This is a genomic window from Allobosea sp. Root483D1 (assembly GCF_001429505.1).
In the GTDB taxonomy this organism is placed as follows: Bacteria; Pseudomonadota; Alphaproteobacteria; order Rhizobiales; family Beijerinckiaceae; genus Allobosea.
Genome location: NZ_LMJW01000023.1, coordinates 135,602 through 159,443, shown reverse-complemented (window position 1 = coordinate 159,443; position 23,842 = coordinate 135,602). Strand labels below are relative to the sequence as shown.

The window sequence follows — 23,842 nt, the reverse complement described above, 5'->3', positions numbered from 1 at the left end:
GGCGCCTGACCAACGCGGAGAGGCAAGAGCACATGCAACATCGCGATCGCTGCCGACTGCGACAGTTCGCCCTCTTCAGCCTTCTCGGGTTGCTAGGCTGCCACGCCTCAGCCGTGGCTGAGGTGCCCACGGAGCTGGAGGGCAAATGGTCGAGCCATCCTGGACGCTGCGAGCCGGTCAGCGGCGAGGTCGAAGTGCTGACGATCACCGCGGCTGATCTCGGATTCCATGAGGTCGGTTGCGAGTTGGACAAGGCGATCCGCTCGGGAAGGAGCCTGAGGTTCGACGCGCAGTGCTACAAGGGCGGTAGCCCCGTCACGCCAGGCAAAGTCGTTCTGCGACGGCATGCCGCCAAAGAGATTGACCTCACGCTGGAGGGCTTCTCCTGGATCGCGGCGAAACCGCAGCGTTTCCGCCGATGCTGATCGGAGCCACCCTCTGCAACAGGAGGAGGAGATGACGCCGCGTTTTGCCATCGGGATAATCTGGGGCGCTTGGCGTGGCCGCCGCGGCTTTGCCGCTGCCGGATTTCGACGATCAGGTCCGCGCAGCGCCCGAAGCCGACCTTACCGCCGTCTGTGTCCGCTTGGGCAATGACGACGGCATTCGGGACTACGATCCCGCGCTTCGCGCGCGCACGGCCTCTGCATTCAGGAAGCTGTTTCGCAACGCCAAAAATGGGCCAGATGGAGAGTCCTGGCAAACGCAGGCCCAGTACCGCTGCATGAACGGCAAGGTCATGGTCTGCTTCGTGGGCGCGAACCTGCCCTGCACCAAAATGAACGCGAAGCGCGAAAATACCGGCGCCGGCATGTTCTGCCGGGACAATTCCGAAGCGGGGAGCGTTCCGGCCTATGCGATCGGTCACGACAGCATCCACGCCTATCGGTGTCGCGACGGGAAGGCAGAGGTGACGGGCATCACGCGGCAACTCGACCCGCGAGGATTCGCCAAGGACCTTTGGATCGAGCTGCCGGCTCGGTAGGCGCATTGCACGAGGAGAAAGCGATGACCGAAATCGTCTCCGAGATCATGTTGTCGATCGATGGCGCGGCACGCGGCGAGAAATCGCCGGCCTATTACGGCTATACCGGGCCGGAATACATGGAATGGCTGGCGCAGAAGAGCGCACAGCCGCATCGCACCCTGATCGGCCGCAAGACCCTCGATGCCTTGAGCGGCGTCCCCGAGGCCTACCAGGATGACGATTATCGCAAGATGACCGAAAATCCTGGTTGGGTCGTCTCCTCCACGCTCGGCAGCGCGGGCTGGCCGGGGCTGACCGTGCTGGGTTCCGGATTTCTCGATACGATCCGCGCAGAGCGCGCCGGCCGTGGCGCTGAAATCCGAACGATGGGAAGCCTGTCCATCGTCCGTCAGCTTCTCGCGGCGAACCTGCTAGACCGACTGCACCTGATCTATTGCCCGCTGATCCTGCCGCAGTCCGGCGTCGAGCCGTTCTTCAAGGGGATGCCGGACCAGAAATTCAAACTGGGGGATCACCGGATCCTCGATGGCGAGGTCCTCGTGCTCGACTACCGGCCCGATGGCGGGCCACATTATGCGTGATGGCGCGGAGTCCGCGATGACGACCTGATGGTCGTTTACCCCGACCGGATCGGACCGTCTGCAGGCCGCTCATGCCGCCGTTATCGCCGCTGCCGCAGCCACTAAAAGGAGAGGATGCCATGCCCAAGTTCGTCACGATCGGATACGGCGATCGGGCCGGCTACGACCGCACGTCCCAGCCGGTCAGAGACGCCGCGCATGTCCAAGACGCAAAACTGCGGTCCGAAGGCGCCGTGATGGGGATCGCCGGTACTCCGGTCCAAGTCCGCAATCCAGAAGCGCGCGGCATGGAAACTCTCAACGGTCCCTTCATGTCGTCGTCCCTGCCGATCGCGGGCTTCGCCATCATCGAAGCCACCGACCTCGCCGACACCACCAAGAAGGTTTCACTCGTGCCATGCGCGGTTGCGCACGGCGTCGTCGAAGTCTGGCCGTTGAAAAAGACGCCCTGATCGCACCAGCGGGACGCTGATGCCGGGTTTCGCGGCGTCTCCCGATCGCGGCGATCACTCATTCTTCGGATGTCCACACAGGAGCGAACGAGACGCCGCGAAGGCCGGAGCCGCGGACCTGCTCAACGAAACTACCGGTGACATAGACGGCTGAGGCCCGCCGCGGCAGCTTGAAGATCTCAGCGGTTCCGATGACGTCCCTTTTGAATACATGCCGCTCGATATCGAGGATGTCGCCATCATCGAAATAGACGATGCCAGATTTCTCCCTGTCGAGGGCTTCGAGGACGGTGGTGACGTTGAACAGCCAGACGTTTTCGCCCTTCAGCGGCAGAAGCTGTCCGTGTTGGTTCAGCACCGGCGTCAGAGCATCCACGGCGGGCTTTTTCAGGATCGGCGCGTGCTCGCCCAACCAGGGGAAATCGGAGTAGCTCGGTTCCCCCGCCTCTTCCTTCGCCTCCACCATTCTCATGACAGGCGGAGCCCAATCCTGGATGACACGTCCATTCATCGCAAAGAAGGTTTCGAAATCCGCGTCGTCGACGGGGAAAATCCATTCCTGATCTTCGAGAACGGCGAACTTGTAAATCGTCATTGGCATTGCTTCGTCCTCTCGGTCAAAACGCCGTGTGCATCTCCCGGAACAGTCGCGGCGCGATGCCGAAGCGGCGCTCGAAGGCTTCGGAAAAGCGTGCCGCCGGGGACAGGCCGACCTCGGCCGCAACCGACTTCAGCGATAGCCCGCGGCACAGCAACATGCGTGCGGCATCGAGGCGCGCCGTCTCGACGAAGCGTGCCGGCGTTTCTCCGGTGGCCGCGACGAACCGGCGATGGAACGTCCGCTCGCTGAGGCCGGCGCGATCCGCCAAGACCGTGACCTCCAGGGGGGCGGCGAGGTTTGCCAGGATCCAGGCGATCAGCTCGGCGAAAGGGCTGTCAGCCTTCACCTGCGCCTGAAGCAGCGGGCTGAACTGGGATTGGTAGCCGGGGCGCCGTGCATAGAGCACGAGCCGTTTGGCGACCTCGCCGGCAATGTCGGCCGACAGATCCTGCGCGACCATAGCGAGCGCCATGTCGATGCCGGTGGTCACCCCGGCCGAGGTCCAGAGCCGTCCGTCGACCACGTAAAGCGAGTCGGAATCGACGGTGACGGACGCAAAGGCGGCAGCAAGCGGCGTGCAGGCATCCCAATGGGTGGCGACACGATGCCCGTCGAGCAGCCCAAGCCTGGCCAGGATGATCGCGCCGGAACAGACGGAGCCGAACCGCTGCGCCTGGCCCGCCAGCCTCGGAAGCCATGCTGCCCAGGCGGAATCCGCAAGGATCGGCAGCAGGTTCTGGCGCTCGGCGCCGACGACCAGGAGTGTACCGACCGCCTTTTGAGTGTGGTCCTCGAGGCCTTGCGTCTCGACGACGACCCCGCTGCTGCTCGTCACCGATCCACCTGCGACCGATACGAGATCGATGGCGTAGAATGGCGGCCTCTCGCTCAGCCCCAGGCTGCGGTTGGCGCTGGTGAAGACAGAAGCCGGCCCGGACATGTCGAGAAGCTCGAAGCCGGGATAAACGACGAAGACGACATGATGCATTGGCAGAAAATGCCATGTTTATGTCATTACCGCCAGAGAATGCCCTCGATAGCCTGATGATGAAAGCAACGCCCCACCGGAGTGGCGGATGCCCATGCGCAATCTCATCTGGGCAGGGCTGGCCCTCGTCATCCTGCCTGTCGTCGCGATAGGTCTGTGGTTGGCGGCCCTGCCAGCTCTGCCTGCCGCCTTCCCGCCGACGCCCGTGCCGCAGGCGGAAACGGACGCCATGCTGGCGGCGTTGAAGCCACCGAAGCGCGCTCGGCCCCTGATCGCCGTCGTCAGCCTCAACAATGCGACGGAGACGACCGACTATCTGATGCCGACGGGGATCCTGCGCCGGGCGGATATCGCCGACGTGGTGACGCTGTCGACCGAGCCTGGCCCGGTCAAGCTCTATCCGGCGCTGACCGTCGAAGCCGATGCGACGCTTGCAGCCTTTGATGCGCGACACCCGGAAGGTCCCGATTTTGTGATCGTTCCGGCCATGAGCCGCGACGATGATCCAGCCATCATGGCCTGGCTGCACAAGCAGGCGGAGCACGGGGCGGTCATCATTGCCGTTTGCGCTGGCGCGAAGGTTGCTGCCGCCGCCGGGCTTCTCGACGGGCGGCGGGCCACCACCCACTGGTATTATCTCAAGGCTCTGCTCGGGAGCCGTTCGACGATCCGCTACGCCGCCGACCGGCGCATGGTGGTGGATCGCGGTGTCGCCACGACCACCGGCATCACCGCCTCGATGCCAATGATGCTGACATTGGTCGAGGCCATCGCCGGACGGGACAAGGCGGAGGCGCTCGCCAGAGATCTGGGGCTGGACCGCTGGGATGCCCGGCATGACAGCGGCGCCTTCAGGCTGACCCGCCCCTTCGCCGCGACCGTGCTGGGCAACCGCCTCGCCGTCTGGCGCCATGATCGTTTCGGCATCGCGGTCGAACCGGGGTTGGACGAAGTTTCGCTAGCGCTCGTCGCCGATGCATGGTCGCGCACCTATCGCTCCCGCGTCGAGCTGTTCGCAACCTCCATGGGAGCCGTGACGACGCGCAGTGGTGTGCGCCTCCTTCCGGATCGAGTGACCGCGGCCTGGCCGAGTGAGCGACTACCTCATGGATGGACAAGCAAAAGGCCAGCAGAAGCCCTCGACGCGGCCTTACGGAATATCGGAGCCCGTTATGGGCAAGCCACGGCGAATATCGTCGCCATGCAGCTCGAATATCCACAACCCGGAGAGGGATCATGAAAGCACTGATCGCAGGCGCCGGCATCGGCGGACTGACGACCGCGCTCTTCCTGCACCGGGCCGGAATCGAGGTCGAGATTTTTGAGCGTGCAGATGAGGTGCGCGAGCTCGGCGTCGGCATCAACATGCTGCCGCATGCCGTCGGCTTGCTGGCCGAGCTCGGGCTGATGGACGCCCTCGATGCGGCCGGCATCCGGACGCGCGAGCTGATCTATGCGAACAGGTTCGGCCAGATCGTCTGGCGGGAGCTGCGCGGCATCGATGCAGGCCACGCCGTCCCGCAATTCAGCATCCATCGCGGCAGGCTGCTGGGCCTGATCCATCAGGCTGTCATCGAACGGTTGGGGCAGGACGTCATCCGTACCGGTTGCAGCGTGATGGGCTTCGAACAGAAAGGGAGCAAAGTCACCGCCTTCCTGTCCGAAGCCCGAAACGCGCGGCAAGCCAGCGGTGATCTGCTGGTCGGCGCCGACGGAATCCATTCCACCGTGCGCGCCAAGCTCTATCCCAATGAAGGGCCGCCGATCTGGAACGGCGTCATACTCTGGCGCGGCGAAACGCGATGGCCGCAATGGCGGGACGGCCGTACCATGGCGATCGCCGGCGGCAACCACGCTAAGTTCGTCTTCTATCCGATCGGTGACGATCCCGACGATCCCGGCATGCGCCTGACCAACTGGGCCGTGATGGCCCGCCATCGCGAGACCGAAGCCCGGAATCTGGCCCTTGGCGACTGGAGCCGGCCCGGCAAGCTCAAAGAGGTCCTGCCCTTCGTACGGGACCGCTTCCACCTGGATTACGTCGCTCCGGCAGAGATAATCCGCGCCACCGGGGCGTTTCTTGAATACCCCAATTGCGACCGCGAGCCGCTGCCGCGCTGGTCGTTCGGGCGCGTCACCCTGCTGGGCGACGCCGCCCATCCGATGTATCCCGTCGGCTCGAACGGTGCGAGCCAGGCCATCCTCGATGCGCGCTCCCTGGCGGATCAGTTGCAGTCTCGTGGATCCGTTGAAGCCGCGCTCGGCGCCTATGATGCGGAGCGCCGTCCGGCCACCACGCAAATCGTCCATTCCAACCGGAAAGGCGGGCCGGAAGGCGTGATCGACCTCGTGGAGGCCCGGGCACCTAACGGCTTCGACGATATCGAGGCGGTGGCCTCCTACGCGGAACGCGAGCGGGTCGTGCGTGGCTATGCAAGCCTGGCGGGGTTTGCCCCGGACGGGAAGAAGGGACGGGGTGGGGCATAGGATGACAAGACAGGCTGCGGCGTATCCCCTGCTTCCGCTCGGTGGCGGCGTTTTGCTCGCCCCGCCGATGGCGCGGACATTCGGCCTGGGGCGTCCCGAGTCAATTGCCGCGGCAAGAGCAGCGTCAGTTGGCGGCCATCTCGTCTTTGCCTCGTTGCGCGATCCCGAAGGCGAGATGTCGGGCGCCTCGTCGGTTTTCGGTGTGGGCGTGACGGCGGTCGTCATTGAAGCCGGGACGTTGCAAGGCGTTGTGCGGATTTTCGTCGAAGCGGTGCAGCGTGTGCGTTTGCGAACGTTCACGTTGCAGCGGGACGGCTTTTACCGGGTGTCGGCTGAGCCTTGGGACGATCCGCCAATACGAGAGGCCGAGCTTCGTCCTCTCCATGATCGCGCTCTCATCCAGTTCGAGGCTTTATGTCGCTGTGCGAGCTTGCCTGCGGTGACGACCAAGCTTGTCCGGGCTGGCGCCCCAGCCGATCGCATCGAGGGAATCCGATCACTGCCGTGGGTCGCGCTTTCCCATCTGGGGCAAGACTCTCCACCGCACTGGATACCTATCGCCCAGAGACAAGCCCTGCTTGAGGCCCCCTCCTTGCCCGATCGACTTCGGCTCTTGATCGAGCTGTTGGACGGCGCGGTACCGCCGGCCTCGCTTGCCGCCGATATGGCACCATTCATCTTGCGAGCAGCGGATGCAGCGCAGCTGAGTTGATTTGGGCGAGGTTGTGCTGAGTTCGGGCGACAGCAAAATTAAGCTGCCCGAGATCAAGATGAACCTGAAGAGGTTAGTCCGAAAGCGCTCTGGAGGTCCGCTTCCGGGCGATGAGGTAGATTCCGCTTCTGGCGCAACGGAGAAGCCTCGGAAGCATTATACTGTTTTCGGATGCGGCATCCCGATGGAGGATGCGCCATGCTTGTCGAAGCTCAGCAGAATCATCAGCGTCCAGCCTGGAATACGGGACGTATTATCGGCCCGAAGCCGCCACTGAAGCCGCGCCACATCTGGGCGATCAGGACACGGCTGCAGCACGATCAACGCGTGCGGGATCTGGCAATGTTTAATCTCGCGATCGACAGCAAGCTACGTGGCTGTGATCTCGTCGGCTACGCGTGAGTGATGTTGTGCTGGGCGGAACCGTGAGGCTGAGGACATCGATCGTCCAGCAGAAGACCGGCCGGCCGGTGCCTTTCGAGCTGACGGATTCGACCCGAGAGGCGCTTACGGCTCGGCTCAGGAGGAGACCGGGGGAAACCGGTGATTGGCTCTTCCCGAGCCGCAGTCGGCCAGGCAATCACCTGACAACGCGGAAGTACGGCCGCCTGCTCGATGGCTGGGTTGCCCTGATCGGCCTGGATCCCGCGCTCTATGGGACGCACAGTCTGCGGCGGACGAAGGTTGCCTTGATCTTACAAGCGCACTGGCAACCTTCGCGCCTGTCAGCTGCTACTGGGGCACTCCAAGCTTGAAAGTACAGTCCGTTACCTCGGTATCGACGTTGATGATGCCTTGACCCTGTCCGAGCAGACAGATTTATAAGCTTTCCCGAATGGCAAAGAAGCAATGCCGGCGCTTGGAAAGCGCCGAGGGTCGTGATGACCGACCGACGTGAAAAAGGACGAGGCGGCTTTGCCACCTCATCCATCACGTAGGTGTAGTCGAGCGAGTTCCAGGGAGCCTGGACATCCGGCAGGCCGGGTGCAATTCGTCATGGCGAATGAAGTCGCCGATCAGCGCCTTGGTCACGCCGAATTGGACGTCGGTTTCGATATGCGGATCGTTCGGGTCGTAGACCTGCGAGATCAGGACCTTGAAGCCGGGCTTGAAGATCAGAGTATGCAGATGCTCGGGGCGCATCGGATGGCGATCCTGTGCCTTGAGGAGGAAGCCGACCACGCCATCCATCGAGATCGGGTAGCCTATCATCATCACCGAGCGGAACCAGAAGCGGCCGTCAGCGCCGGAAATGAACTTGCCCCGCAGGTTCATTTCCGCCTGCTCGGGGTCCTGGTTCTCGTAGAGACCGACGGGCGAGGCATGCCAGACATCGACCTCAGCGCCCTCGATCGGCTTTCCCGCACCGTCCACCACGCGCGCATGGACGAAGAGCGGATTGCCGGGCGTGTCGGAGCGCACGATGCTGCCGCCGTTCTCTACGCGCGGCGAATTCAGCCGCCAGAACGGGCCTGCGGGCTTGCCCGCAGAGCAGCACGCAAAAGCACTTTCCGACGCTACCATCGCGCTGTTCGAGCGGTCGGAGCGAAAAAGCACGACGTCTGAAAGCGCGCGTTAAATCGGTAGGCAGCGGCGCCTTCGCCTCAAAAGACGCCCGGCCCCGCTAGCGCGGCGCCGGGCGCTAGGTCAGGCGTGGCCGCGCGAGCCTTCCTTGCGGCTGCTGGCGAACGCAGCCACGTCGGGCGCAAGGAGATCATGCTTTTCTGCCCACGACGCGAACAAGCCGCGCGCGGTATCCGCTTCGATCTCGCCGCGGATCGCCGCCAGGCAGGCCTTCAACGCAAAACCGTGGACTGGGTCGCGCCTGCACACCGGCCAGTCGGCCAGAAACATGTAGGCCTCCATGGCAGACCCGATCGCCGCCGGATGCCCAGGACCGGTCAGGACCACGACCGGTCTCTCGAAGTCGTCAGATATCATCATGCAGTCCTCCCTCGGCGGGAGCGATTGCCAACATTGCCATAGCCATATCCTCCTGGAAGCAACATGGATCCGGTTTGGTTGATCGCCGCATCGAGCGCGCTGTCGCTGTCGGCGGCTGCCATGATTTTGGGATGCGTTTGCCCCGAATCAAGTCCGCCGAAGCCTCGACGTCACTGCAGCCGGAATTCGCCGCTCGCCGCGCAGAGGTCGGCGGGGCCGATCAGGTCCTTGTGCGCCACGGTGATGCGGAACAGCTTGCCGTCGAGCTGGGCCTGCCAGAAGGCGAGGAACTTGTTGAGTTCGGGAAAGCGCGGGGCGAGGTCGTAGTCCTGCCAGATGTATTCTTGGAGAATCGAAGGGTGGTCGGGCAGGCGGTAGAGGATGCCGGCGGTGGTCAATCCATAGCCTGCAATCTGGCGGGCGAAGTCCGTCGAAGACATTCCTTTCAGCTCCCTGGTTTTCACTGCGCCGATGGCAGCGGATTCCTAACGCCCTGGCAAGCAGAAAGGTTGCGTTTGTGGCGCCTTTTCAGCCTGTTAGCACTCCATCAAAAAAAGTGCTGCCGACCTCTTGAAGGCAAAAATCGGGCAACCCAAATCATCGCGCGGGCACGGCGCCTCAGGGGCTCGCGGAACCTCGCCGCTAGCGCCGGACAGGGCCGACCCGCTTTGACATGTGACCGACATGGAAACTGGAGGAACTCATGAAGTTTCGGCCACTGCATGACCGCGTCGTCGTGAAGCGCATCGACGCCGAGGAGAAGACCAAGGGCGGGATCATAATTCCCGACACCGCCAGGGAAAAGCCGCAGGAGGGCGAGGTCGTGGCCGTGGGCGCCGGCGCGCGGGACGAGACCGGCAAGCTCGTGCCGCCCGACGTCAAGGTCGGCGACCGTGTGCTCTTCGGTAAATGGAGCGGCACCGAGGTCAAGATCGATGGCCAGGATCTCCTGATCATGAAGGAGTCCGACATCATGGGCGTCATCGAGACGACCGCGACCCTCAAGAAGGCCGCCTGACGGGGCCTCATCCACATCATCAACCTGAAACCTCAAGTCTGAAGGAGTGAGGAATCATGGCTGCGAAGGACGTGAAGTTTTCGCAGGACGCGCGCGAGCGGATGCTGCGCGGCGTCGACACGCTTGCCAACGCCGTGAAGGTTACGCTGGGTCCGAAGGGCCGCAACGTCGTGATCGAGAAGTCGTTCGGTGCGCCCCGCATCACCAAGGACGGCGTCACCGTCGCCAAGGAGATCGAGCTATCCGACAAGTTCGAGAACATGGGCGCCCAGATGGTGCGCGAAGTGGCGTCGAAGCAGAACGATGCGGCTGGCGACGGCACCACGACTGCGACCGTGCTCGCCCAGGCGATCGTCCGTGAGGGCGCCAAGGCGGTGGCCGCCGGCATCAATCCGATGGACCTCAAGCGCGGCATCGATCTCGCCGTCGAGGCGGTAACGAAGTCGCTCGGCGAGCATTCCAAGACCATCACCGGCTCGGAGGAGGTCGCGCAGGTCGGCACCATCTCCGCCAATGGCGACCGCACGATCGGCGAGATGATCGCCAAGGCAATGAAGAAGGTCGGCAACGAGGGCGTCATCACCGTCGAGGAAGCCAAGACCGCCGAGACCGAGCTCGACGTCGTCGAGGGCATGCAGTTCGACCGCGGCTACCTCTCGCCCTATTTCGTGACCAACACCGAGAAGATGGTCGCGGAGCTGGAAGACCCTTACATCCTGATCCACGAGAAGAAGCTCTCAGGGCTCCAGACGATGCTGCCGCTGCTGGAGGCGGTGGTGCAGACCGGCAAGCCGCTGCTGATCGTGGCGGAGGATGTCGAGGGCGAGGCTCTCGCCACGCTCGTCGTCAACAAGCTCCGCGGCGGCCTCAAGATCGCCGCCGTCAAGGCGCCGGGCTTCGGCGACCGCCGCAAGGCCATGCTGGAGGACATCGCGATCCTGACCGGTGGCACCGCGATCAGCGAGGATCTCGGCATCAAGCTGGAGACCGTCACGCTCGACATGCTCGGCCGGGCCAAGAAGGTCCGGATCGAGAAGGAGAACACCACCATCGTCGACGGCGCCGGCAAGAAGGCCGAGATCGACGCTCGCGTCGCCCAGATCAAGGCGCAGATCGAGGAGACCACCTCGGACTACGACCGCGAAAAGCTTCAGGAGCGCCTGGCCAAGCTCGCTGGCGGCGTCGCGGTCATCCGCGTCGGCGGCGCAACCGAGGTCGAGGTCAAGGAGAAGAAGGATCGCGTCGACGATGCCCTGAACGCGACCAGGGCCGCGGTCGAGGAAGGCATCCTGCCAGGCGGCGGCGTCGCGCTTCTGCGCGCGGTCAAGGCGCTCGAAGGACTGGTGCCCGGGAACGACGACCAGCGCACCGGCGTCGAGATCGTGCGCAAGGCGATCACCGCTCCGGCCCGCCAGATCGTCGAGAATGCCGGCGGTGATGGCGCGGTCGTGGTCGGCAAGCTGCTCGAGGCTTCCGATTACGCCTGGGGCTATGACGCCCAGACCGGCGAGTACGGCGATCTGGTCAAGGCCGGTATCATCGACCCGACCAAGGTCGTCCGCACCGCGATTCAGGACGCTGCGTCGGTCGCGGGCCTGCTGATCACCACCGAGGCGATGATCGCCGAGGCGCCGAAGAAGGACCCGGCGCCCGCCATGCCCGCCGGTGGCATGGACTATTGAGCATCGAGGGCGCCGCGGCTTTCGCGGCGCCCTCTCTCAACGCCGTGACCTCGCAGGCATGCCGAGGGGAGCGATGCCCTTCATCATTGACCGATCCTATTGACCTACCTCGTGCAGAGGCCGCTCTTGAAAAGGCCTGGGCGGAGCTCAAGCCGTCTCTTGCGGCGGGCTCTGGCGAGCTGGAGCGAAACAACGTCGCCTATATCGTTGCTTCGCTGGTTCCACTGGCGCTCGACGAGGATGATCTCGCACAGCGTGCAATCGTTCAGCTTCGCGGGAACGCTTAAGCGGGGGCCCCGTGAAATCCCCCTGCATTCTCTCAATCGCATCAGATATCCGACATGACCGACGGCCCACAGGAATCTAAGAACATCTCTCCTTCCGACCGCTTCAAGGCCCTCATCACCAACACCGAGAGCGCAACTTATGGCCTCAAAGGATAATCTCCTAGCCGTCATGACGCGGGATGGATCGGCAACGTGGCAGACCGTCGCCGCTCACATTGAGGCTCAGTTGCCTGGCGCCGGCGAGTTCGCGACCGCGCGGTTGAATGCCCTACTTGCTCTCATCAGGACGCTATCCAACCGACAAGCGTCGGGGAGCGGTGAACGCCACCCCAATCCTCAATCGTCAGCGCAGACAGGGTAGCTCGCCACGTTGCCGCGGGTTATCGCTCTCTGCAAGGGTCTTCCTACTACGTCATCTATTCGAGATTTCCGAATGACCACGACCGCGAAAGCCGAGCATCGCAGCTTCGAAGCCGACGTCTCCCGTCTGCTCCATATGATGGTGCATTCGGTCTATTCTGACCGGGACGTGTTCCTGCGCGAGCTGATCTCGAATGCGGCCGACGCTTGCGAGAAGCTGCGCTACGAGGCGATCGGCAAGCCCAAGCTTCTGAGCGACAAACCGAAGCTTGCGATCACCATCTCGGCCGATCCGGAGGCTGGCAAGCTGACCATCGGCGACAACGGCATCGGTATGAGCCATGACGAGATGATCGAAGCTCTCGGCACGATCGCCCGCTCCGGCACGCGCAGCTTCATGGAGCGAGTCGCGATTGCCAACAGCAAGGACGGCGCGCAGCTCATCGGCCAGTTCGGCGTCGGCTTCTATTCCGCCTTCATGGTGGCCGAGAAGGTCGAGGTCTTAAGCCGCCGCGCCGGTAGCACTGAAGCCTGGTCCTGGTCCTCGGACGGCAAGGGCGAGTTCACGGTGGCGCCTGCGGCGCTGGAAGAGGCTCCGCTACGCGGGACACGGGTGACGCTGCACCTGATGGAGGATGCCAAGTCCTATGCTGAGCGCTGGACGCTGGAGCGCATCGTCAAGGAACAGTCCGGCCATGTGCCCGTCCCGATTTCGCTGATCACGGAGCCGGGCGCCGACGCGGTCGCCCTCTCCGACGGAGCCGCGCTCTGGACCAGGCCGAAGAGCGAAATCACCAAAGACGAGTACGCCGATTTCTACCGCAGCGCTGCGGGACAATATGACGAGCCCGCCGCAACGATCCATTTTCGCGCGGAAGGCCTGCACGAATATACGGCGCTGGTCTTCGTCCCGGGCGCGCGTCCGTTCGATCTCTTCGACGCCGACCGCAAGGGGCGGATCAAGCTCTATGTGAAGCGCATCTTCATCACGGATGAGGCAGAGCTCCTTCCGCGCTACCTGCGCTTCATCCGCGGCATCGTCGACACAGCCGACCTGCCGCTCAACGTCTCCCGCGAGATGATCCAGGACAGCCCACTGCTCGGTGCTATCAAGAAGGGCGTCACCAACCGTGTCCTCGCCGATTTCGCGAAACTGGCCGAACAGGAACCGGACACGTTCCGGATGCTCTGGGACAATTTCGGCGTCGTCATCAAGGAAGGGCTTTACGAGGATTTCCAGCGCCGGGAACAGCTGCTCGGCCTCGCTCGATTCCGGACTACAGCCTCCGGCCAAGGGTGGCGCAGCCTCAAGGACTATGTAGGCGCGCTCAAGGACAACCAGACCGCGATCTACTACATCGCTGGCGACGATGCTTCCCGGATCGCCAGCTCCCCCCAGCTCGAAGGCTTCCGGGCGCGCGGCATTGAGGTGCTGCTGTTGTCGGATCCGATCGACAGCTTCTGGGCATCGGCAGCACCGGATTTCGAAGGCAAGCCGTTCAAATCGGTGACGCAAGGTGCGGCCGATCTCGGTCTTATCCCGCTGCTTGATGGCGCGGCGCCTCCGTCGGCGGAAGCGAGCGAAAAGATCACCGCTCTGCTTGCATCGATGAAGGAGATTCTGGCCGAAGAGGTTGCGGATGTCCGATCCTCCGTTCGGCTCACTGAGAGCGCGGTCTGCCTCGTGGCGCCGGATAAGGGGCCGGATCGCCAGTTCGAGCGCTTGCTCAGCGCCGCAGGGCGAGTGGAGAGTGCTGCCAAGCCGATCCTCGAGGTCAATCCGCGTCATGCGATGGTCTCAGCGCTGGCGTCTGTCGAGGATGGCGCGCTACGTAGCGACATTGCCCATCTGCTTCTGGATACCGCTCGCGTGTTGGATGGCGAGCGCCCGACAAACGCGAACGCATTCGCTGAAAGGCTCAACCGGCTGGTTACGCGAAGCTTTGGCGAAGATTGAGCGGCGAAGCGAACGAACGCGTGGCCGTGCGGTCAGGCAATTCGGTTAGGCGCTTCCCACATTTCGCTCAGCTTCGAATGTCCGGTTCTAGGTCGCTTGCCAATGTCCGCTGATGGCGCATTTCACCCGGTCAAGGGATGGGCGATTCTGGCCCATTGCGGTCCTTGCGGAGGTCCGCTTTCAGGCAGTCCAATTTTGCAACAGACCGTCCAGCGGAAGCATCAGTGGTCAGAACGTGTATGACACGCCCATGCTCGGTCCGCTTATGCGGCGTCGAAGACGTAGCTGCCGCTGCGGTAGTCGACCGCCAGATGGCGGTAGCCGACTGACACCGACCAGTGCTGGTTGAAGGCGTAGTCGATCGTTCCGCGAAGTTGCCAGATCACCCCCGAACTACCGGCGCCCACGTGGCATAGGCGCTCAGACCGAAGCCATTTCCCAGGCTCGCTCGGATGCGAAGACCGGCCACGGGATCGATCAACGTCCGTTGCGAGCCACCGGAGACCGCGGCGGCGCCGGCGATCAGCAAATCGACATCGCTCGACACCGACCAGACCCGCGCGCCCGCGAGGACGTCGGCGCTGAAACCACCATTCTCGTAGAAGCGATAGAAGCCAGTGGCAGTCACATCCAAGGTTCTGGGTTTGAGCTCGGCGCTGGTGAAGCTTCTGGGGCTCCCTGATTGCCGGTATCGGTCTTGCTCGAGGTAGCCACTAATAAGGCGCTTAACTGATGAGTTTTAATGCGAGAAATGGCCGATAAAACCCGACAGTTGTTGTAGTTACGTAGATCGAAGATCGGCCTCCCAATTGATCGTGGGCCGGTTCGCTCGTGCCTGGACGCATGCGCCGTGAACGTGCACGCCGATCAACCGCCCCATTCGAAAAGATGGGCGGTCGAATCCGCTATATCGAGCCGCGCGCGACGTAAGAGGCAAAATGCTGATCGCACTCAGCGAACAGAACTTGGCAACGAGCAGCCAATCAAGCCGCTTCTGGCATGGGAGAACCTGCGTTTCGCAGACTGTGGAATTGCAAAAATTCTCTGGGTGGCAGGGCTTTGGAATAAAGCCAGCCTTGTGCGAATTCGACGCCGGCAGCTTCCAGATAGGCTGCCTGTTCGACCTTCTCTACGCCTTCCGCCACGACGATAAATTTCAGGGTATGCGCCATGTCGATGATCGACGGCGTCACGATACTTGTCGCGGCTTTGCGGCCGATGGCGTCGATGAACGACTTGTCGATCTTGAGAACATTCAACGGAAGACTTTCCAGGAGAGATAGGCTGGAATACCCCGTGCCGAAATCGTCAATCGCGACTGCATGCCCGCGTTCTCTTGCCCGCTCAAGCGTGGCGCGAGCGGCATCGGCTTCCATAAAACCACGCTCCGTAGCTTCGAGCCAAATCTGCGCCGGGTTGACCTGCGCCTTCTCGATGGCATCAGAAAGCACATCCAGAAATCGGCCACTTTGAATATCCTCGGCCGAGATATTGATCGCAATGTGTAGCGATGGGTCGGCGCGCAGCGCCACCTTCATGTCCTCCAGAATTCGCTCAATAAGGATATCGGTGACGGGCCCGATCAGATGATGAGCTTCGGCGTAAGGAATGAATAGATCTGGCGAAACCCAAGAACCGTCAGGCCTCGGCCAGCGTATGAGCGCCTCAGCGCCCACGCATTTACCGGTCGAGAGTTCAATTATCGGTTGGTAATGCGCAATGAATTCGCGGTAGGCGATCCCCGTTCTCAGCTCGCCAGCCAGCGACATCCGCTGGCGCGATACCCACACGATGAGGCCGATTACAATGGCCGATATCGCGGTGCCAATCGGGATGAGTTTCCAAAGCTCGTCGTTGGCGCGCCGGTCAACGACCCTGCGGTCCGAAATTGCAAAAGCTACGAAATCGGCCCCTCGGAGGGACGCAAAGACCTTCTGATTTGTGGCCCCACTCATCTCCTCTCGAGACAGCTGCCGCACCAGACTTAAGTCAGCCTGTCCAGATAATGCCAGGAGCTCACCGTCGCGTGTGGCGACCCCGAGCACCATGGGAGTGTCGTGCAGGACATCTACCAAGCTCTCTTTGTGAATGAAGGCCTGATACGGACCAAAAGCGACCGCCAACATGTCGCCCTGCGGTCGATGCGCGGTGGGACCAGATCCAACGACCAGACCAAAGTCATCGGCCAGGAGAATATTCGGCTTACGCATCAGCTCGGGGCTACTGGAGAGGCCCCAGCTGTCACAAATGAGCTTACCATCCTTGAATGTATCAATGTCCTCAACTGTGAGGACATCCATCTTCAGCTGCTTCAAGCGCTCCAGATGACGAGGCGAGCACAGCTCATGGTTCTCCATGACCAGCCGGCGGAGGCTACTCTTGGCTCGCGTGATCGCCCGATCGGTTCGCTGCAACGTCCATCCGGCATAGTCCCTCAGATGCAAGCGTTCAGTGGCAATGGCCCGTTCACCAGACAGGTAGTAGGCGCCGGCCAGCGGTAGCAGGCCGATGCTAACACCCAAGCCGATGGCGGCAGGCAGGATTAGGCGACGCCGCATTGCCAAGCCTTCCGAACCAGGCGGGGGATTGCGTGAAATACTGCGGCTGCCACCCTGAATGGGTGCTTAAAGTGTATGCGCTACTTATTTACATGCGTCAGTGACCAGACTGATGGCTTGAGCCAAAGTTGCGGACAACCTTAGGCCACTCCGGAACGCATCATCGAACGATATCGGCGGCCGAGCGCCATGAACAGACGTTGGCTTGTCTCCCGCAAGCGGACCTTCAGTGTGTAATCCAGCGCAAACTAGAGCCGGCCGGCTCGTCGCCAAGCCCGGAGCCGACTATTCAGGTCCGCTCCGGGCTTATCGATGCATTTGTCAGCGAGAGTTGAGAGATGCCGACGATTTCGACAGCCGTCCGGTGTCCGGCCGGTCTAGATCGAAGTCGCGGGTTTCCGGGGTCAGCAGTCCGGTCAGCAAGGTGATGCCGGCCACGAACATCAGGTAGAACAGGAACAGCCGATGCTCGCCCGTCTGCGAGAGATAGGTGTTCACATAAGGAGCGGTGCCGCCGAAAATCGCCGTGGCAAGTGAAAGCGGCCCGCTGACGCCGGTGGCCCGGACCGATGTCGGGAAAACCTCGGCCCATACCGCCGTGTTGACCCCGAACAGGCAGGCCAGGATCAGCAGGGCGCAGATCATCGCTGTCAGCAGGCCCGAAAAGCTGTTGTTGATCAGCCCGTCGAGTTGCAGGGTCGCGGCAATGAAGCCGAGCCCGAACAGGATAATGAAGGTCCGTCGGCCATATCGGTCAGCGAGCCAGCCGACGATCGGGATGGCGACGAAGAACACCGCCTGCGCGATCAGGCTCGCGGTCAGCGCCGATGTCGCATCGAGCCCACGGCTGATTTGCGCGAAGGTCGGGCTGTATATCAGCCACGTGTAGAACATGATCGAACCGCCGGCCGAAAGCCCGAAGACGACGGCGACGCCGCGCCAGTTCCGCAGCAGCGGGCCGAGCCCGGTCGCAGTCTTCGCGCCCTGCGCTTGCACCTTCGCGAAGCTGTCGGTCTCGGTCAGCTTGCGGCGCAGATAAAGCCCGTAGAAGCCGAGCAGCCCGCCGAGTACGAAGGGAATGCGCCAGCCCCAGCTTTCCAGGGCCGGGCGGCCGAGCGTGGCGTTAAGCAGCAGGCCGGTGACCGTCGCGATCATGGTGCCGAGCACGACGCTCATCCATGACGTGCTGCCATAGAGTGCACGCCGATGACGCGGCGCTCGCTCGACCAGATAAGTGACGGATGTCCCCATCTCGCCGCCATGGGCGATGCCTTGGGCCAAGCGCGCGACCAGCAGGAGGATCGACGCAGCGAGCCCCACCGTCGCGAAGGTCGGAGCGAAAGCGATGACTAGGCTGCCGCCAGCCGTGATGAACATTGCGAGCGTCAGGCTCTTCTTACGGCCGACCCGGTCGGCATAGAGCCCGAACAGGAAGCCACCGAGCGGCCGCGTGAGGAAGCCCGCCGCGAAGACGGCGAGCGCCGCCAAAAGCGCAGCCGACTTGTCCGCCGAGGGGAAGAACTGGAGCGCGAAGTAGGGCGCGAAGATCGTGTAGATCGTCCAGTCGAACCATTCGAGCGTGTTGCCGAAATTGACCGCGATCAAATCCTTGACGCGGCGGGAACGCGGGGCGGTGAAAGCGCCCTCTGCGGCGACGTCAGACATGTGATGAACCCCTCTTTTTTATTGACGTTGACGCTGTCGATGGGGGAGGTCGGCGCAGGCCTCAGCCGGCAGCACGGCCTTCAAGGCCGAACCGGGCATCGGCATCAGCCCCCGGCACGCGCATTTCGAAGACATCTTTCACGACCGTGTAGTCGAAGTAGCCGAGGCGGGCGATCGGCTTGATCGCGGGAATGTCGAGCTTGCCCTCGCGCGTGATGAAGCGGTCGTCGATATGGATCGTCTCGACCTGCGCGAAGACGATATCGATAGTGCCGACCGCGGAATTGCCTTTCAGGCGGTGCGTGCTCAGGTAGCGGCACTCGAACTTGACGGGGCTTTCCTGCACCATCGGTATGCGGGCATTGTCCGCATACTCGCGCGTCACGTTGAGGCGGTCGAATTCGCTTTCCTCGGGCGGCAGCGCCATCGCGCTCAGGTTGACCGCCTCGCGCAGATCATAGGTCGCCATGTTCCAGACGAACCAGCCGGTCTCCTCGGCATTGAGCACCGTGTCCTTGCGGCGCCCGTCCGGATACTGGTTCGCCGAGAACATCACCATCGGCGGATCGAAGGTCAGGTTCTGCCACTGGCTGTAGGGCGCGATGTTCTCGATGCCCGCCGCGCTGACGCTGGACAGCCAGCCGATCGGCCGCGGCACCGTGCAGCTCTTGAACGGCGAGAAGGGGAGCGGGCTCGGCTCGATGGAGGGCGAATACTTCATGACGTCGCGTTCCGCGCTCTTGTGGATTTCAATGGTATGTCACCGATATATCGGATGAACAACGGTTTGGAAAGCCCTTGAAACCAGCTATCGGATCAGGGAACGGAAACGCCTCCCGGCCGGGGGCATCGCTGGGCTGAAAAACGGATGAATCAATCAGAACAGGCAGTGGCCGCCTTGCAGCGCCTGATCGAGCAGGGCGAGCTCAGGCCCGGCTCGATGGTGTCCGAGCGCGGCCTGATGGCGGCCACTGGCCTCGGCCGCACCCCGGTGCGGGAAGCGATCCAGCGCCTCGCCCTCAACCACATGCTGCGCATCCACCCCAACAAGGGCATCGAGATCCCGGCGATCTCCGTCGAAGACCAGCTCAGCGGCCTCGAGGTTCGCCGGGCCGTGGAGGTTCTCGCCGTCGGGCTCGCCTGCCGCCGTGCGACCGAAAAGGATATCGCGGCGATCGCGGCGCTGAAGGCGACCCTTGCCGGCGGCTTCGATCTCCATGGCTATTCCGAGACCGTGCGCGAGACTCACGCCCTGATCATCCAGGCGGCGCACAATCCCTATCTGGAGGCGCTGATGGTACCGCTGCAGACCTTGTCGCGCCGCTTCTGGATCATGCATGTCCGCGACGAGCAGGCCGAGATCGCCCATGGCAAGCGACTGCACCGGGACATTCTGCAGGCCATCCTGCTGCGCGACCCAGACGGAGCCGGCGCCGCATCCATTGCGCTTAACAGCTACCTCGTCGAGTTCGCCCTCTCCGTAGTGTCGCGTATGGCCGCATCGCACAGTTGAAGGCTGCAATGCCCCGCCAAAGAAGCGCCATTTGCGGACATTGGCTGACCGCCCAGAACCGGACATTCCCGCGGGGCAGGTATCCTTCGTCGCCCGAGCCACGTTAAACGTCAGGCTGGCTTACAGATCATGGAATTCGCGGCTTGGTCGAGACCTGCGTTGCGGCAGCAGCGCCTTCAGCAGCTTGGCGCTCAGATCGGCGTCCAAACCGATGCCAGCACGACCCCGACGTGGTCGATGGGGGCACACGAGATCACCGATGAAAGCTCCTGTCATCCGGGGACCGCATGGTCTCACCATTGCACGGAGTCAGCCACGCCCGACCTCGATCTCGAGCCAACCCAGCGCATTTACACTCAAGCTGTCCGTGCGCCCGATCAGAATCGTCGTCGTTTCAGATTCGATCAATGCCGGTCCCGTGATGCGATGGTTCGGCCCCAGGCTGGCGAAGTCATAGACCGGAACCTCCGCCGGACCGCCGAGAAAGACCGTCCGAACGCTTGTGGGATTTGCGGTGCCGCCCCGATTCTCCGTTGCTCCGTTCTCATTGATCCGGGGCACGTCACCCACGGCCGAGACGCGGGCATTGACGAAGACGACCTCCTGATCGGGCGAAGCATAGGTGTACAAACTCTCGTGGCGCTGGTGAAAACGCCGGTCGATCTGTTCGACCAGATCCGGAGCCGACAACTCGATCCCATCTAGGTCGACATCGATCTCGAAGATCTGCTCGCCATATCGCATCTCGGCCGAGCGCTCGACCCGCACGGGGCCTTCGAACCAGGCCTTCATACGGCTCAACGCGACGGACTCCAGCTCAGCAAAGACCCTTCGGATCGTCTCGGCGCCGACGCGGCTCGTGCCGATACTGGTCCGGCCGACCTCGTAGCGCAGATCGCTCGCGAGCATGCCCCAGGCGGACAGGACCGACGCCGCCACCGGAACGATAACGCGCGGGATTTCAAGCTCTCGGGCGACCTCGACTGCATGAAGTCCGGCTGCACCACCGAAGCTGACCATGGCAAACCGCCGCGGGTCGACGCCACGGCGCAGTGTCATGAGCCGGATCCCATCGGCCATGCCGAGATTGACCATGCGATAGATTCCGGCCGCCGACTGTTCAAGTGAGACGCCGAGTGCAGTGCCGATCTTGCCGACCGCTGCCTCGGCAGCCGGCCTGTCGAGCCGGCGGCGGCCACCCATGAACGACTCGGCACCGAGATAGCCGAGCACGACGTTCGCATCGGTAACGGTCGGCGCAGTTCCGCCATTGCCATAGCATGCCGGTCCAGGTTGGGACCCCGCACTGGCCGGGCCGACATGCAGCGTTCCGCCGGCGTCGACCGATGCGATCGACCCGCCGCCGGCTGCGATGCTGGCGATGTCGAGGCTGCGCAGCGCAATGCGCTCTCCGGCGAGCCCGGCATCGGCGGTGAGCATTGCTCGGCCGTCCGCGATCAAGGAGATGTCGGTGCTCGTGCCGCCCATATCAAATGGAATTAGGTCGGCGAAGCCAAGGAGCTCGGCGCAGCGCCGGCAGCCGGAAATTCCGCCCGCGGGCCCCGACAGGACGGTTCCCGCCGCTAGGCGCGACGCTTCCTCGACGGGAGCCATCCCGCCATGCGAGAGGATGATGAACAGGCTTCCCGCAAAGCCGGCCCCGGCAAGCCGGCGCTCGAGGTTGCCGAGATAATGCTGAACCGCTGGTCCGACGTAGCTGTTGACCACCGTGGTCGAAACCCGTTCGAACTCCTTGATCTGCGGCCAGACATCGCTCGAACGCGAGACATAGACTCCGGGCAGCTCGCGACGCAGACGCTCGACCGTGGCGATCTCGTGGGCGGGATTGCGATAGGCGTGCAGATAGCACACGGCAACGGAGGTCGCTTCGGACCGGCGGATCGCCTCGATCGCCTCGCTCAAGGACGCGTCGTCAAGCGGGATTCGAACAGCGCCATCCGGCCCAAGGCGCTCCCGGACGCCGAAGCGCCGCTCTCGCGGGACCAGCGGCTCCGGCGGCGGCGTCCGCAGATCGTAGCGGTCGCCTTTGAGGCCTTCGCGCATTTCCAGGACGTCGCGATGGCCCTCGGTCGTGAGCAGGGCAACCTTCGCGCCCTTGCGTTCCAGCAGCGCGTTGGTGGCGACCGTCGTGCCATGCACGAGACGCGTGGTTTTCGCCAACAGGGCGGCTCGATCGAGCCCGAGCTTTCCAGCCAGGTCCTCGAGCCCGGTCATGACCCCGAGCGACTGGTCCGCGGGCGTCGAGGGAGATTTGGCGAAGACGGCGCTCTGATCCGGGCCGATCGCGACGAGATCGGTGAAGGTTCCGCCGACATCAATGCCGATCGTATACATCGTCACATGTCCTTCCGGGTCTCGGTCGTGAGGTCTTGAGCACGGTCGCGCGCGAGCGCTGACCCGTCCCGCTTGTCGGCCGGTCCCCAGCCACCGCCGCCAGCCGATCGGATTTCCAGCACATCGCCCGGCGACAGCACGATGCCGACCTCCTTGGTCTTCAAGGCCCGCGACGGCTTTCCGGTGGAGAGCAGCCGGTAGCTGTGCGGCGCGCCGTCCTCGCCGCCCAGCAAGCCGCAGGCGCCATGCCGAACGCCATCGCCGGCAGTGTTGGCGAGCGCGGGCTGCGCTATTTCGAGTTCGAGATCGAGCGCCACGCCGAGCCCGCCGCGATACCGGCCGCGACCGCCCGAATCCGCCCGGAACTCGTGATGCCGGAAATGAAGCGGGAAGCGCACCTCCGCGACTTCGATCGAGCCGAACTTGATGCCTCCTGCCGTGTGCCATTCACCGATCGAAGACCAGCCGTCACCGCCGGGGGATGCGCCGCCGCCCGGCCGCGCCTGGAACATGTGCCAGATAAAGCGATGGCCGTTGCGCGGGTCCTCGCCCTGGATCGCCATGCGGAAGCGGCGGCTCCAGCCGGCCATCGCCCGGTCCGGGCAGCAGCTTGAAAGAGCCTTGATGACCGCCTCGACGATCTCGTTGGAGGGGTGGCTCGTGCACATCGTCACCGGGCGGTCGGAGTCAGCCCAGACGATGGTGCCCTGCCTGGCCACGACCGTAAGCGGACGCAGCGCCCCGTCGTTCTTCGGCGTCTCAGGGTCGATCAGGTAGGCGAAGGCCATTGCGACCGCCGCCTGGGTATTGGCGTGGGACGAATTGACAAAACTGTCGGTCTGCGGATCGCAGTCGCTCAGATCGACCTCGATGTCGCTGCCCCGCTTGGTGACCTTGGCTGCGATCCGCAGATTCTGCCGCCCGCGCCCGTCATCGTCGAGAAAAGCCTCGCCGTGATAGACGCCGTCCTTCCAGCCCGAGACGACCTGGCGCGCCTGGTATTCGGCGGCATCCAGGATGCCTTCCATCGCGGCTTCGACCATCGCGCGCCCGAACTCGGCGAAGAGCTGGTCGAGCCGCCGCTGGCCGAGATTAGCGGCGCCGACCATGGCGGCAAGATCGCCTCGGAAATCACGGCCGTTGCGCACATTCAGCGCCAACATGTCGAGCAGATCGTCACGCAACTTGCCGGCTTCGTAGAGCCGCAATGGTGGGACGCGCAGCCCTTCCTGCCAGATCTCCGTGGCCTGAGGGTTGTAGCCTCCATGCGTCGCTCCGCCGATGTCGCTCTGATGCGCGCGCACGATCGTCCAGAGCATGCGCTGCCCCTCGGCGAAGACCGGCACGAAGGCGGTGAGGTCCGGCAGGTGGCTGCCGCCGTGGTAGGGGTCGTTCAGCAGAAACACGTCGCCCGGCGCGATGTCCTTAAAGCGCGCTTCGATGGCGCGTGTGGCCCAGGGCAATGCGCCGACATGGACCGGGATATGGTCGGCCTGAGCGATGAGGCGCGAGCGCGTGTCGCAGATCCCGATCGAAAAATCCCGGCTGGAATTCAGGATCTGGGAATAGGAGGTTCGCAGCATCGCTTCGCCCATTTCGGCGACGATGGAGGAGAGCCGGTGCTGGACGACGGAGCGGGTGATCGGATCAACCGTGGTCGACATGGGGGACGCCTTCTTTTCGGGCGCAGCCGA

At 63.4% G+C, this 23,842-nt stretch carries 24 protein-coding genes and 2 pseudogenes; 14 read left to right on the top strand and 12 right to left on the bottom strand.

Translation table 11 applies throughout. The annotated features are described in order from the left end of the window. Positions 1-32 precede the first annotated feature (32 nt). The 4 genes from ASE66_RS29805 (at position 33) to ASE66_RS29790 (ending at position 2,021) form a co-directional block, all read left to right on the top strand. Positions 33-425: a hypothetical protein gene (locus ASE66_RS29805; protein WP_057193611.1), complete on the top strand. Its 393-nt coding sequence runs from the start codon at positions 33-35 to the stop codon at positions 423-425. A 74-nt stretch (positions 426-499) separates the two neighbouring features. Next, on the top strand, positions 500-985 hold the full coding sequence (locus tag ASE66_RS29800) for a hypothetical protein (protein WP_057193610.1): 486 nt from the start codon (positions 500-502) through the stop codon (positions 983-985). Between the two features lie 23 nt (positions 986-1,008). Further along, positions 1,009-1,569 carry a dihydrofolate reductase family protein gene (locus tag ASE66_RS29795; RefSeq protein WP_057193609.1) on the top strand — a complete coding sequence of 187 codons (561 nt, stop codon included), beginning with the start codon at positions 1,009-1,011 and terminating at the stop codon, positions 1,567-1,569. Positions 1,570-1,688: 119 nt separating this feature from the next. After that, positions 1,689-2,021: a hypothetical protein gene (locus ASE66_RS29790; RefSeq protein ID WP_057193608.1), complete on the top strand. Its 333-nt coding sequence runs from the start codon at positions 1,689-1,691 to the stop codon at positions 2,019-2,021. A gap of 58 nt (positions 2,022-2,079) precedes the next feature. Here ASE66_RS29790 and ASE66_RS29785 read toward each other — a convergent pair whose 3' ends face one another. Together ASE66_RS29785 and ASE66_RS29780 are read right to left on the bottom strand one after the other, a co-directional pair. Next, positions 2,080-2,616, bottom strand: coding sequence for an imm11 family protein (locus ASE66_RS29785; RefSeq protein ID WP_244495116.1), 537 nt, complete (start codon positions 2,614-2,616; stop codon positions 2,080-2,082). 22 nt (positions 2,617-2,638) lie between these two features. Then, on the bottom strand, positions 2,639-3,610 hold the full coding sequence (locus ASE66_RS29780) for a GlxA family transcriptional regulator (protein ID WP_057193606.1): 972 nt from the start codon (positions 3,608-3,610) through the stop codon (positions 2,639-2,641). A gap of 88 nt (positions 3,611-3,698) precedes the next feature. Between ASE66_RS29780 and ASE66_RS29775 the strand changes: the two genes are divergently transcribed. The 4 genes and pseudogenes from ASE66_RS29775 (at position 3,699) to ASE66_RS29760 (ending at position 7,634) form a co-directional block, all read left to right on the top strand. Next, positions 3,699-4,850 carry a DJ-1/PfpI family protein gene (locus ASE66_RS29775; protein WP_057193605.1) on the top strand — a complete coding sequence of 384 codons (1,152 nt, stop codon included), beginning with the start codon at positions 3,699-3,701 and terminating at the stop codon, positions 4,848-4,850. Beyond that, positions 4,847-6,097 (top strand): flavin-dependent oxidoreductase, encoded by a 1,251-nt coding sequence (locus ASE66_RS29770; RefSeq protein ID WP_057193604.1) that lies wholly within the window; start codon positions 4,847-4,849, stop codon positions 6,095-6,097. The genes ASE66_RS29775 and ASE66_RS29770 overlap by 4 nt, the downstream gene beginning before the upstream one ends. Beyond that, the gene (locus ASE66_RS34080; protein ID WP_082613856.1) at positions 6,042-6,809 is read left to right on the top strand and encodes an LON peptidase substrate-binding domain-containing protein; all 768 of its coding nucleotides are present in this window, start codon (positions 6,042-6,044) and stop codon (positions 6,807-6,809) included. The genes ASE66_RS29770 and ASE66_RS34080 overlap by 56 nt, the downstream gene beginning before the upstream one ends. Positions 6,810-7,007: 198 nt before the next feature. Continuing rightward, positions 7,008-7,634 (top strand): annotated as a pseudogene (locus ASE66_RS29760) (tyrosine-type recombinase/integrase). Between the two features lie 76 nt (positions 7,635-7,710). Here the strand turns inward: ASE66_RS29760 and ASE66_RS29755 are convergent. After that, positions 7,711-8,282: pseudogene (locus ASE66_RS29755) on the bottom strand (catechol 1,2-dioxygenase); the annotation flags it as partial. Between ASE66_RS29755 and ASE66_RS32565 the strand changes: the two are divergent. After that, on the top strand, positions 8,233-8,388 hold the full coding sequence (locus tag ASE66_RS32565; protein ID WP_162262545.1) for a hypothetical protein: 156 nt from the start codon (positions 8,233-8,235) through the stop codon (positions 8,386-8,388). The pseudogene ASE66_RS29755 and the gene ASE66_RS32565 overlap by 50 nt on opposite strands. Before the next feature lie 68 nt (positions 8,389-8,456). Here ASE66_RS32565 and ASE66_RS29750 read toward each other — a convergent pair whose 3' ends face one another. After that, positions 8,457-8,750, bottom strand: coding sequence for a DUF982 domain-containing protein (locus ASE66_RS29750; protein WP_057193858.1), 294 nt, complete (start codon positions 8,748-8,750; stop codon positions 8,457-8,459). 173 nt (positions 8,751-8,923) lie between these two features. Further along, positions 8,924-9,193: an usg protein gene (locus tag ASE66_RS29745; protein ID WP_057193602.1), complete on the bottom strand. Its 270-nt coding sequence runs from the start codon at positions 9,191-9,193 to the stop codon at positions 8,924-8,926. Between the two features lie 263 nt (positions 9,194-9,456). Between ASE66_RS29745 and groES the strand changes: the two genes are divergently transcribed. The 4 genes from groES (at position 9,457) to htpG (ending at position 14,057) form a co-directional block, all read left to right on the top strand. Beyond that, complete coding sequence (gene groES, locus ASE66_RS29740) at positions 9,457-9,771, top strand: co-chaperone GroES (protein WP_057193601.1); 315 nt, start codon at positions 9,457-9,459, stop codon at positions 9,769-9,771. 56 nt (positions 9,772-9,827) lie between these two features. After that, positions 9,828-11,453: a chaperonin GroEL gene (gene groL, locus ASE66_RS29735; protein WP_057193600.1), complete on the top strand. Its 1,626-nt coding sequence runs from the start codon at positions 9,828-9,830 to the stop codon at positions 11,451-11,453. Between the two features lie 86 nt (positions 11,454-11,539). Next, a complete protein-coding gene (locus ASE66_RS32315) occupies positions 11,540-11,740 on the top strand; it encodes a hypothetical protein (RefSeq protein WP_156412396.1) in 201 nt (66 codons plus the stop codon). A 433-nt stretch (positions 11,741-12,173) separates the two neighbouring features. Next, complete coding sequence (htpG, locus tag ASE66_RS29725; protein WP_057193598.1) at positions 12,174-14,057, top strand: molecular chaperone HtpG; 1,884 nt, start codon at positions 12,174-12,176, stop codon at positions 14,055-14,057. A gap of 263 nt (positions 14,058-14,320) precedes the next feature. Here htpG and ASE66_RS33775 read toward each other — a convergent pair whose 3' ends face one another. From ASE66_RS33775 to ASE66_RS29705, 5 genes are all read right to left on the bottom strand, one after another. Then, positions 14,321-14,443 carry a hypothetical protein gene (locus ASE66_RS33775; protein WP_274532979.1) on the bottom strand — a complete coding sequence of 41 codons (123 nt, stop codon included), beginning with the start codon at positions 14,441-14,443 and terminating at the stop codon, positions 14,321-14,323. Further along, entirely contained in the window at positions 14,440-14,691 is a 252-nt protein-coding gene (locus ASE66_RS29720; protein ID WP_057193597.1) for a hypothetical protein, read from the bottom strand. The genes ASE66_RS33775 and ASE66_RS29720 overlap by 4 nt, the downstream gene beginning before the upstream one ends. A 349-nt stretch (positions 14,692-15,040) precedes the next feature. After that, on the bottom strand, positions 15,041-16,615 hold the full coding sequence (locus tag ASE66_RS29715) for an EAL domain-containing protein (protein WP_057193596.1): 1,575 nt from the start codon (positions 16,613-16,615) through the stop codon (positions 15,041-15,043). Between the two features lie 321 nt (positions 16,616-16,936). Next, complete coding sequence (locus ASE66_RS29710) at positions 16,937-18,280, bottom strand: MFS transporter (RefSeq protein ID WP_057193595.1); 1,344 nt, start codon at positions 18,278-18,280, stop codon at positions 16,937-16,939. A gap of 61 nt (positions 18,281-18,341) precedes the next feature. Continuing rightward, a complete protein-coding gene (locus tag ASE66_RS29705; protein WP_057193594.1) occupies positions 18,342-19,001 on the bottom strand; it encodes a flavin reductase family protein in 660 nt (219 codons plus the stop codon). A gap of 147 nt (positions 19,002-19,148) precedes the next feature. Between ASE66_RS29705 and ASE66_RS29700 the strand changes: the two genes are divergently transcribed. Beyond that, a complete protein-coding gene (locus tag ASE66_RS29700; RefSeq protein WP_057193593.1) occupies positions 19,149-19,793 on the top strand; it encodes a GntR family transcriptional regulator in 645 nt (214 codons plus the stop codon). A gap of 309 nt (positions 19,794-20,102) precedes the next feature. Here the strand turns inward: ASE66_RS29700 and ASE66_RS29695 are convergent, their stop codons facing one another. Together ASE66_RS29695 and ASE66_RS29690 are read right to left on the bottom strand one after the other, a co-directional pair. Then, positions 20,103-22,148 carry a hydantoinase/oxoprolinase family protein gene (locus ASE66_RS29695; protein ID WP_057193592.1) on the bottom strand — a complete coding sequence of 682 codons (2,046 nt, stop codon included), beginning with the start codon at positions 22,146-22,148 and terminating at the stop codon, positions 20,103-20,105. Positions 22,149-22,150: 2 nt separating this feature from the next. Next, positions 22,151-23,812 carry a hydantoinase B/oxoprolinase family protein gene (locus ASE66_RS29690; RefSeq protein WP_057193591.1) on the bottom strand — a complete coding sequence of 554 codons (1,662 nt, stop codon included), beginning with the start codon at positions 23,810-23,812 and terminating at the stop codon, positions 22,151-22,153. Positions 23,813-23,842 lie beyond the last annotated feature (30 nt).

Excerpts from the sequence above, each read along its gene's own strand:
- ASE66_RS29795 (WP_057193609.1), top strand. The coding sequence starts at position 1,009 with ATGACCGAAATCGTCTCCGAGATCATGTTGTCGATCGATGGCGCGGCA.
- ASE66_RS29705 (WP_057193594.1), bottom strand. The coding sequence starts at position 19,001 with ATGAAGTATTCGCCCTCCATCGAGCCGAGCCCGCTCCCCTTCTCGCCG.
- ASE66_RS29770 (WP_057193604.1), top strand. The coding sequence starts at position 4,847 with ATGAAAGCACTGATCGCAGGCGCCGGCATCGGCGGACTGACGACCGCG.
- ASE66_RS29710 (WP_057193595.1), bottom strand. The coding sequence starts at position 18,280 with ATGTCTGACGTCGCCGCAGAGGGCGCTTTCACCGCCCCGCGTTCCCGC.
- htpG (WP_057193598.1), top strand. The coding sequence starts at position 12,174 with ATGACCACGACCGCGAAAGCCGAGCATCGCAGCTTCGAAGCCGACGTC.
- groES (WP_057193601.1), top strand. The coding sequence starts at position 9,457 with ATGAAGTTTCGGCCACTGCATGACCGCGTCGTCGTGAAGCGCATCGAC.
- ASE66_RS32565 (WP_162262545.1), top strand. The coding sequence starts at position 8,233 with ATGCTGCCGCCGTTCTCTACGCGCGGCGAATTCAGCCGCCAGAACGGG.
- ASE66_RS29690 (WP_057193591.1), bottom strand. The coding sequence starts at position 23,812 with ATGTCGACCACGGTTGATCCGATCACCCGCTCCGTCGTCCAGCACCGG.
- ASE66_RS29785 (WP_244495116.1), bottom strand. The coding sequence starts at position 2,616 with ATGACGATTTACAAGTTCGCCGTTCTCGAAGATCAGGAATGGATTTTC.
- ASE66_RS29745 (WP_057193602.1), bottom strand. The coding sequence starts at position 9,193 with ATGTCTTCGACGGACTTCGCCCGCCAGATTGCAGGCTATGGATTGACC.
- ASE66_RS29780 (WP_057193606.1), bottom strand. The coding sequence starts at position 3,610 with ATGCATCATGTCGTCTTCGTCGTTTATCCCGGCTTCGAGCTTCTCGAC.
- ASE66_RS29790 (WP_057193608.1), top strand. The coding sequence starts at position 1,689 with ATGCCCAAGTTCGTCACGATCGGATACGGCGATCGGGCCGGCTACGAC.
- ASE66_RS29695 (WP_057193592.1), bottom strand. The coding sequence starts at position 22,148 with ATGTATACGATCGGCATTGATGTCGGCGGAACCTTCACCGATCTCGTC.
- ASE66_RS34080 (WP_082613856.1), top strand. The coding sequence starts at position 6,042 with ATGCAAGCCTGGCGGGGTTTGCCCCGGACGGGAAGAAGGGACGGGGTG.
- ASE66_RS29775 (WP_057193605.1), top strand. The coding sequence starts at position 3,699 with ATGCCCATGCGCAATCTCATCTGGGCAGGGCTGGCCCTCGTCATCCTG.
- ASE66_RS29715 (WP_057193596.1), bottom strand. The coding sequence starts at position 16,615 with ATGCGGCGTCGCCTAATCCTGCCTGCCGCCATCGGCTTGGGTGTTAGC.
- groL (WP_057193600.1), top strand. The coding sequence starts at position 9,828 with ATGGCTGCGAAGGACGTGAAGTTTTCGCAGGACGCGCGCGAGCGGATG.
- ASE66_RS29700 (WP_057193593.1), top strand. The coding sequence starts at position 19,149 with ATGAATCAATCAGAACAGGCAGTGGCCGCCTTGCAGCGCCTGATCGAG.
- ASE66_RS29750 (WP_057193858.1), bottom strand. The coding sequence starts at position 8,750 with ATGATATCTGACGACTTCGAGAGACCGGTCGTGGTCCTGACCGGTCCT.
- ASE66_RS29805 (WP_057193611.1), top strand. The coding sequence starts at position 33 with ATGCAACATCGCGATCGCTGCCGACTGCGACAGTTCGCCCTCTTCAGC.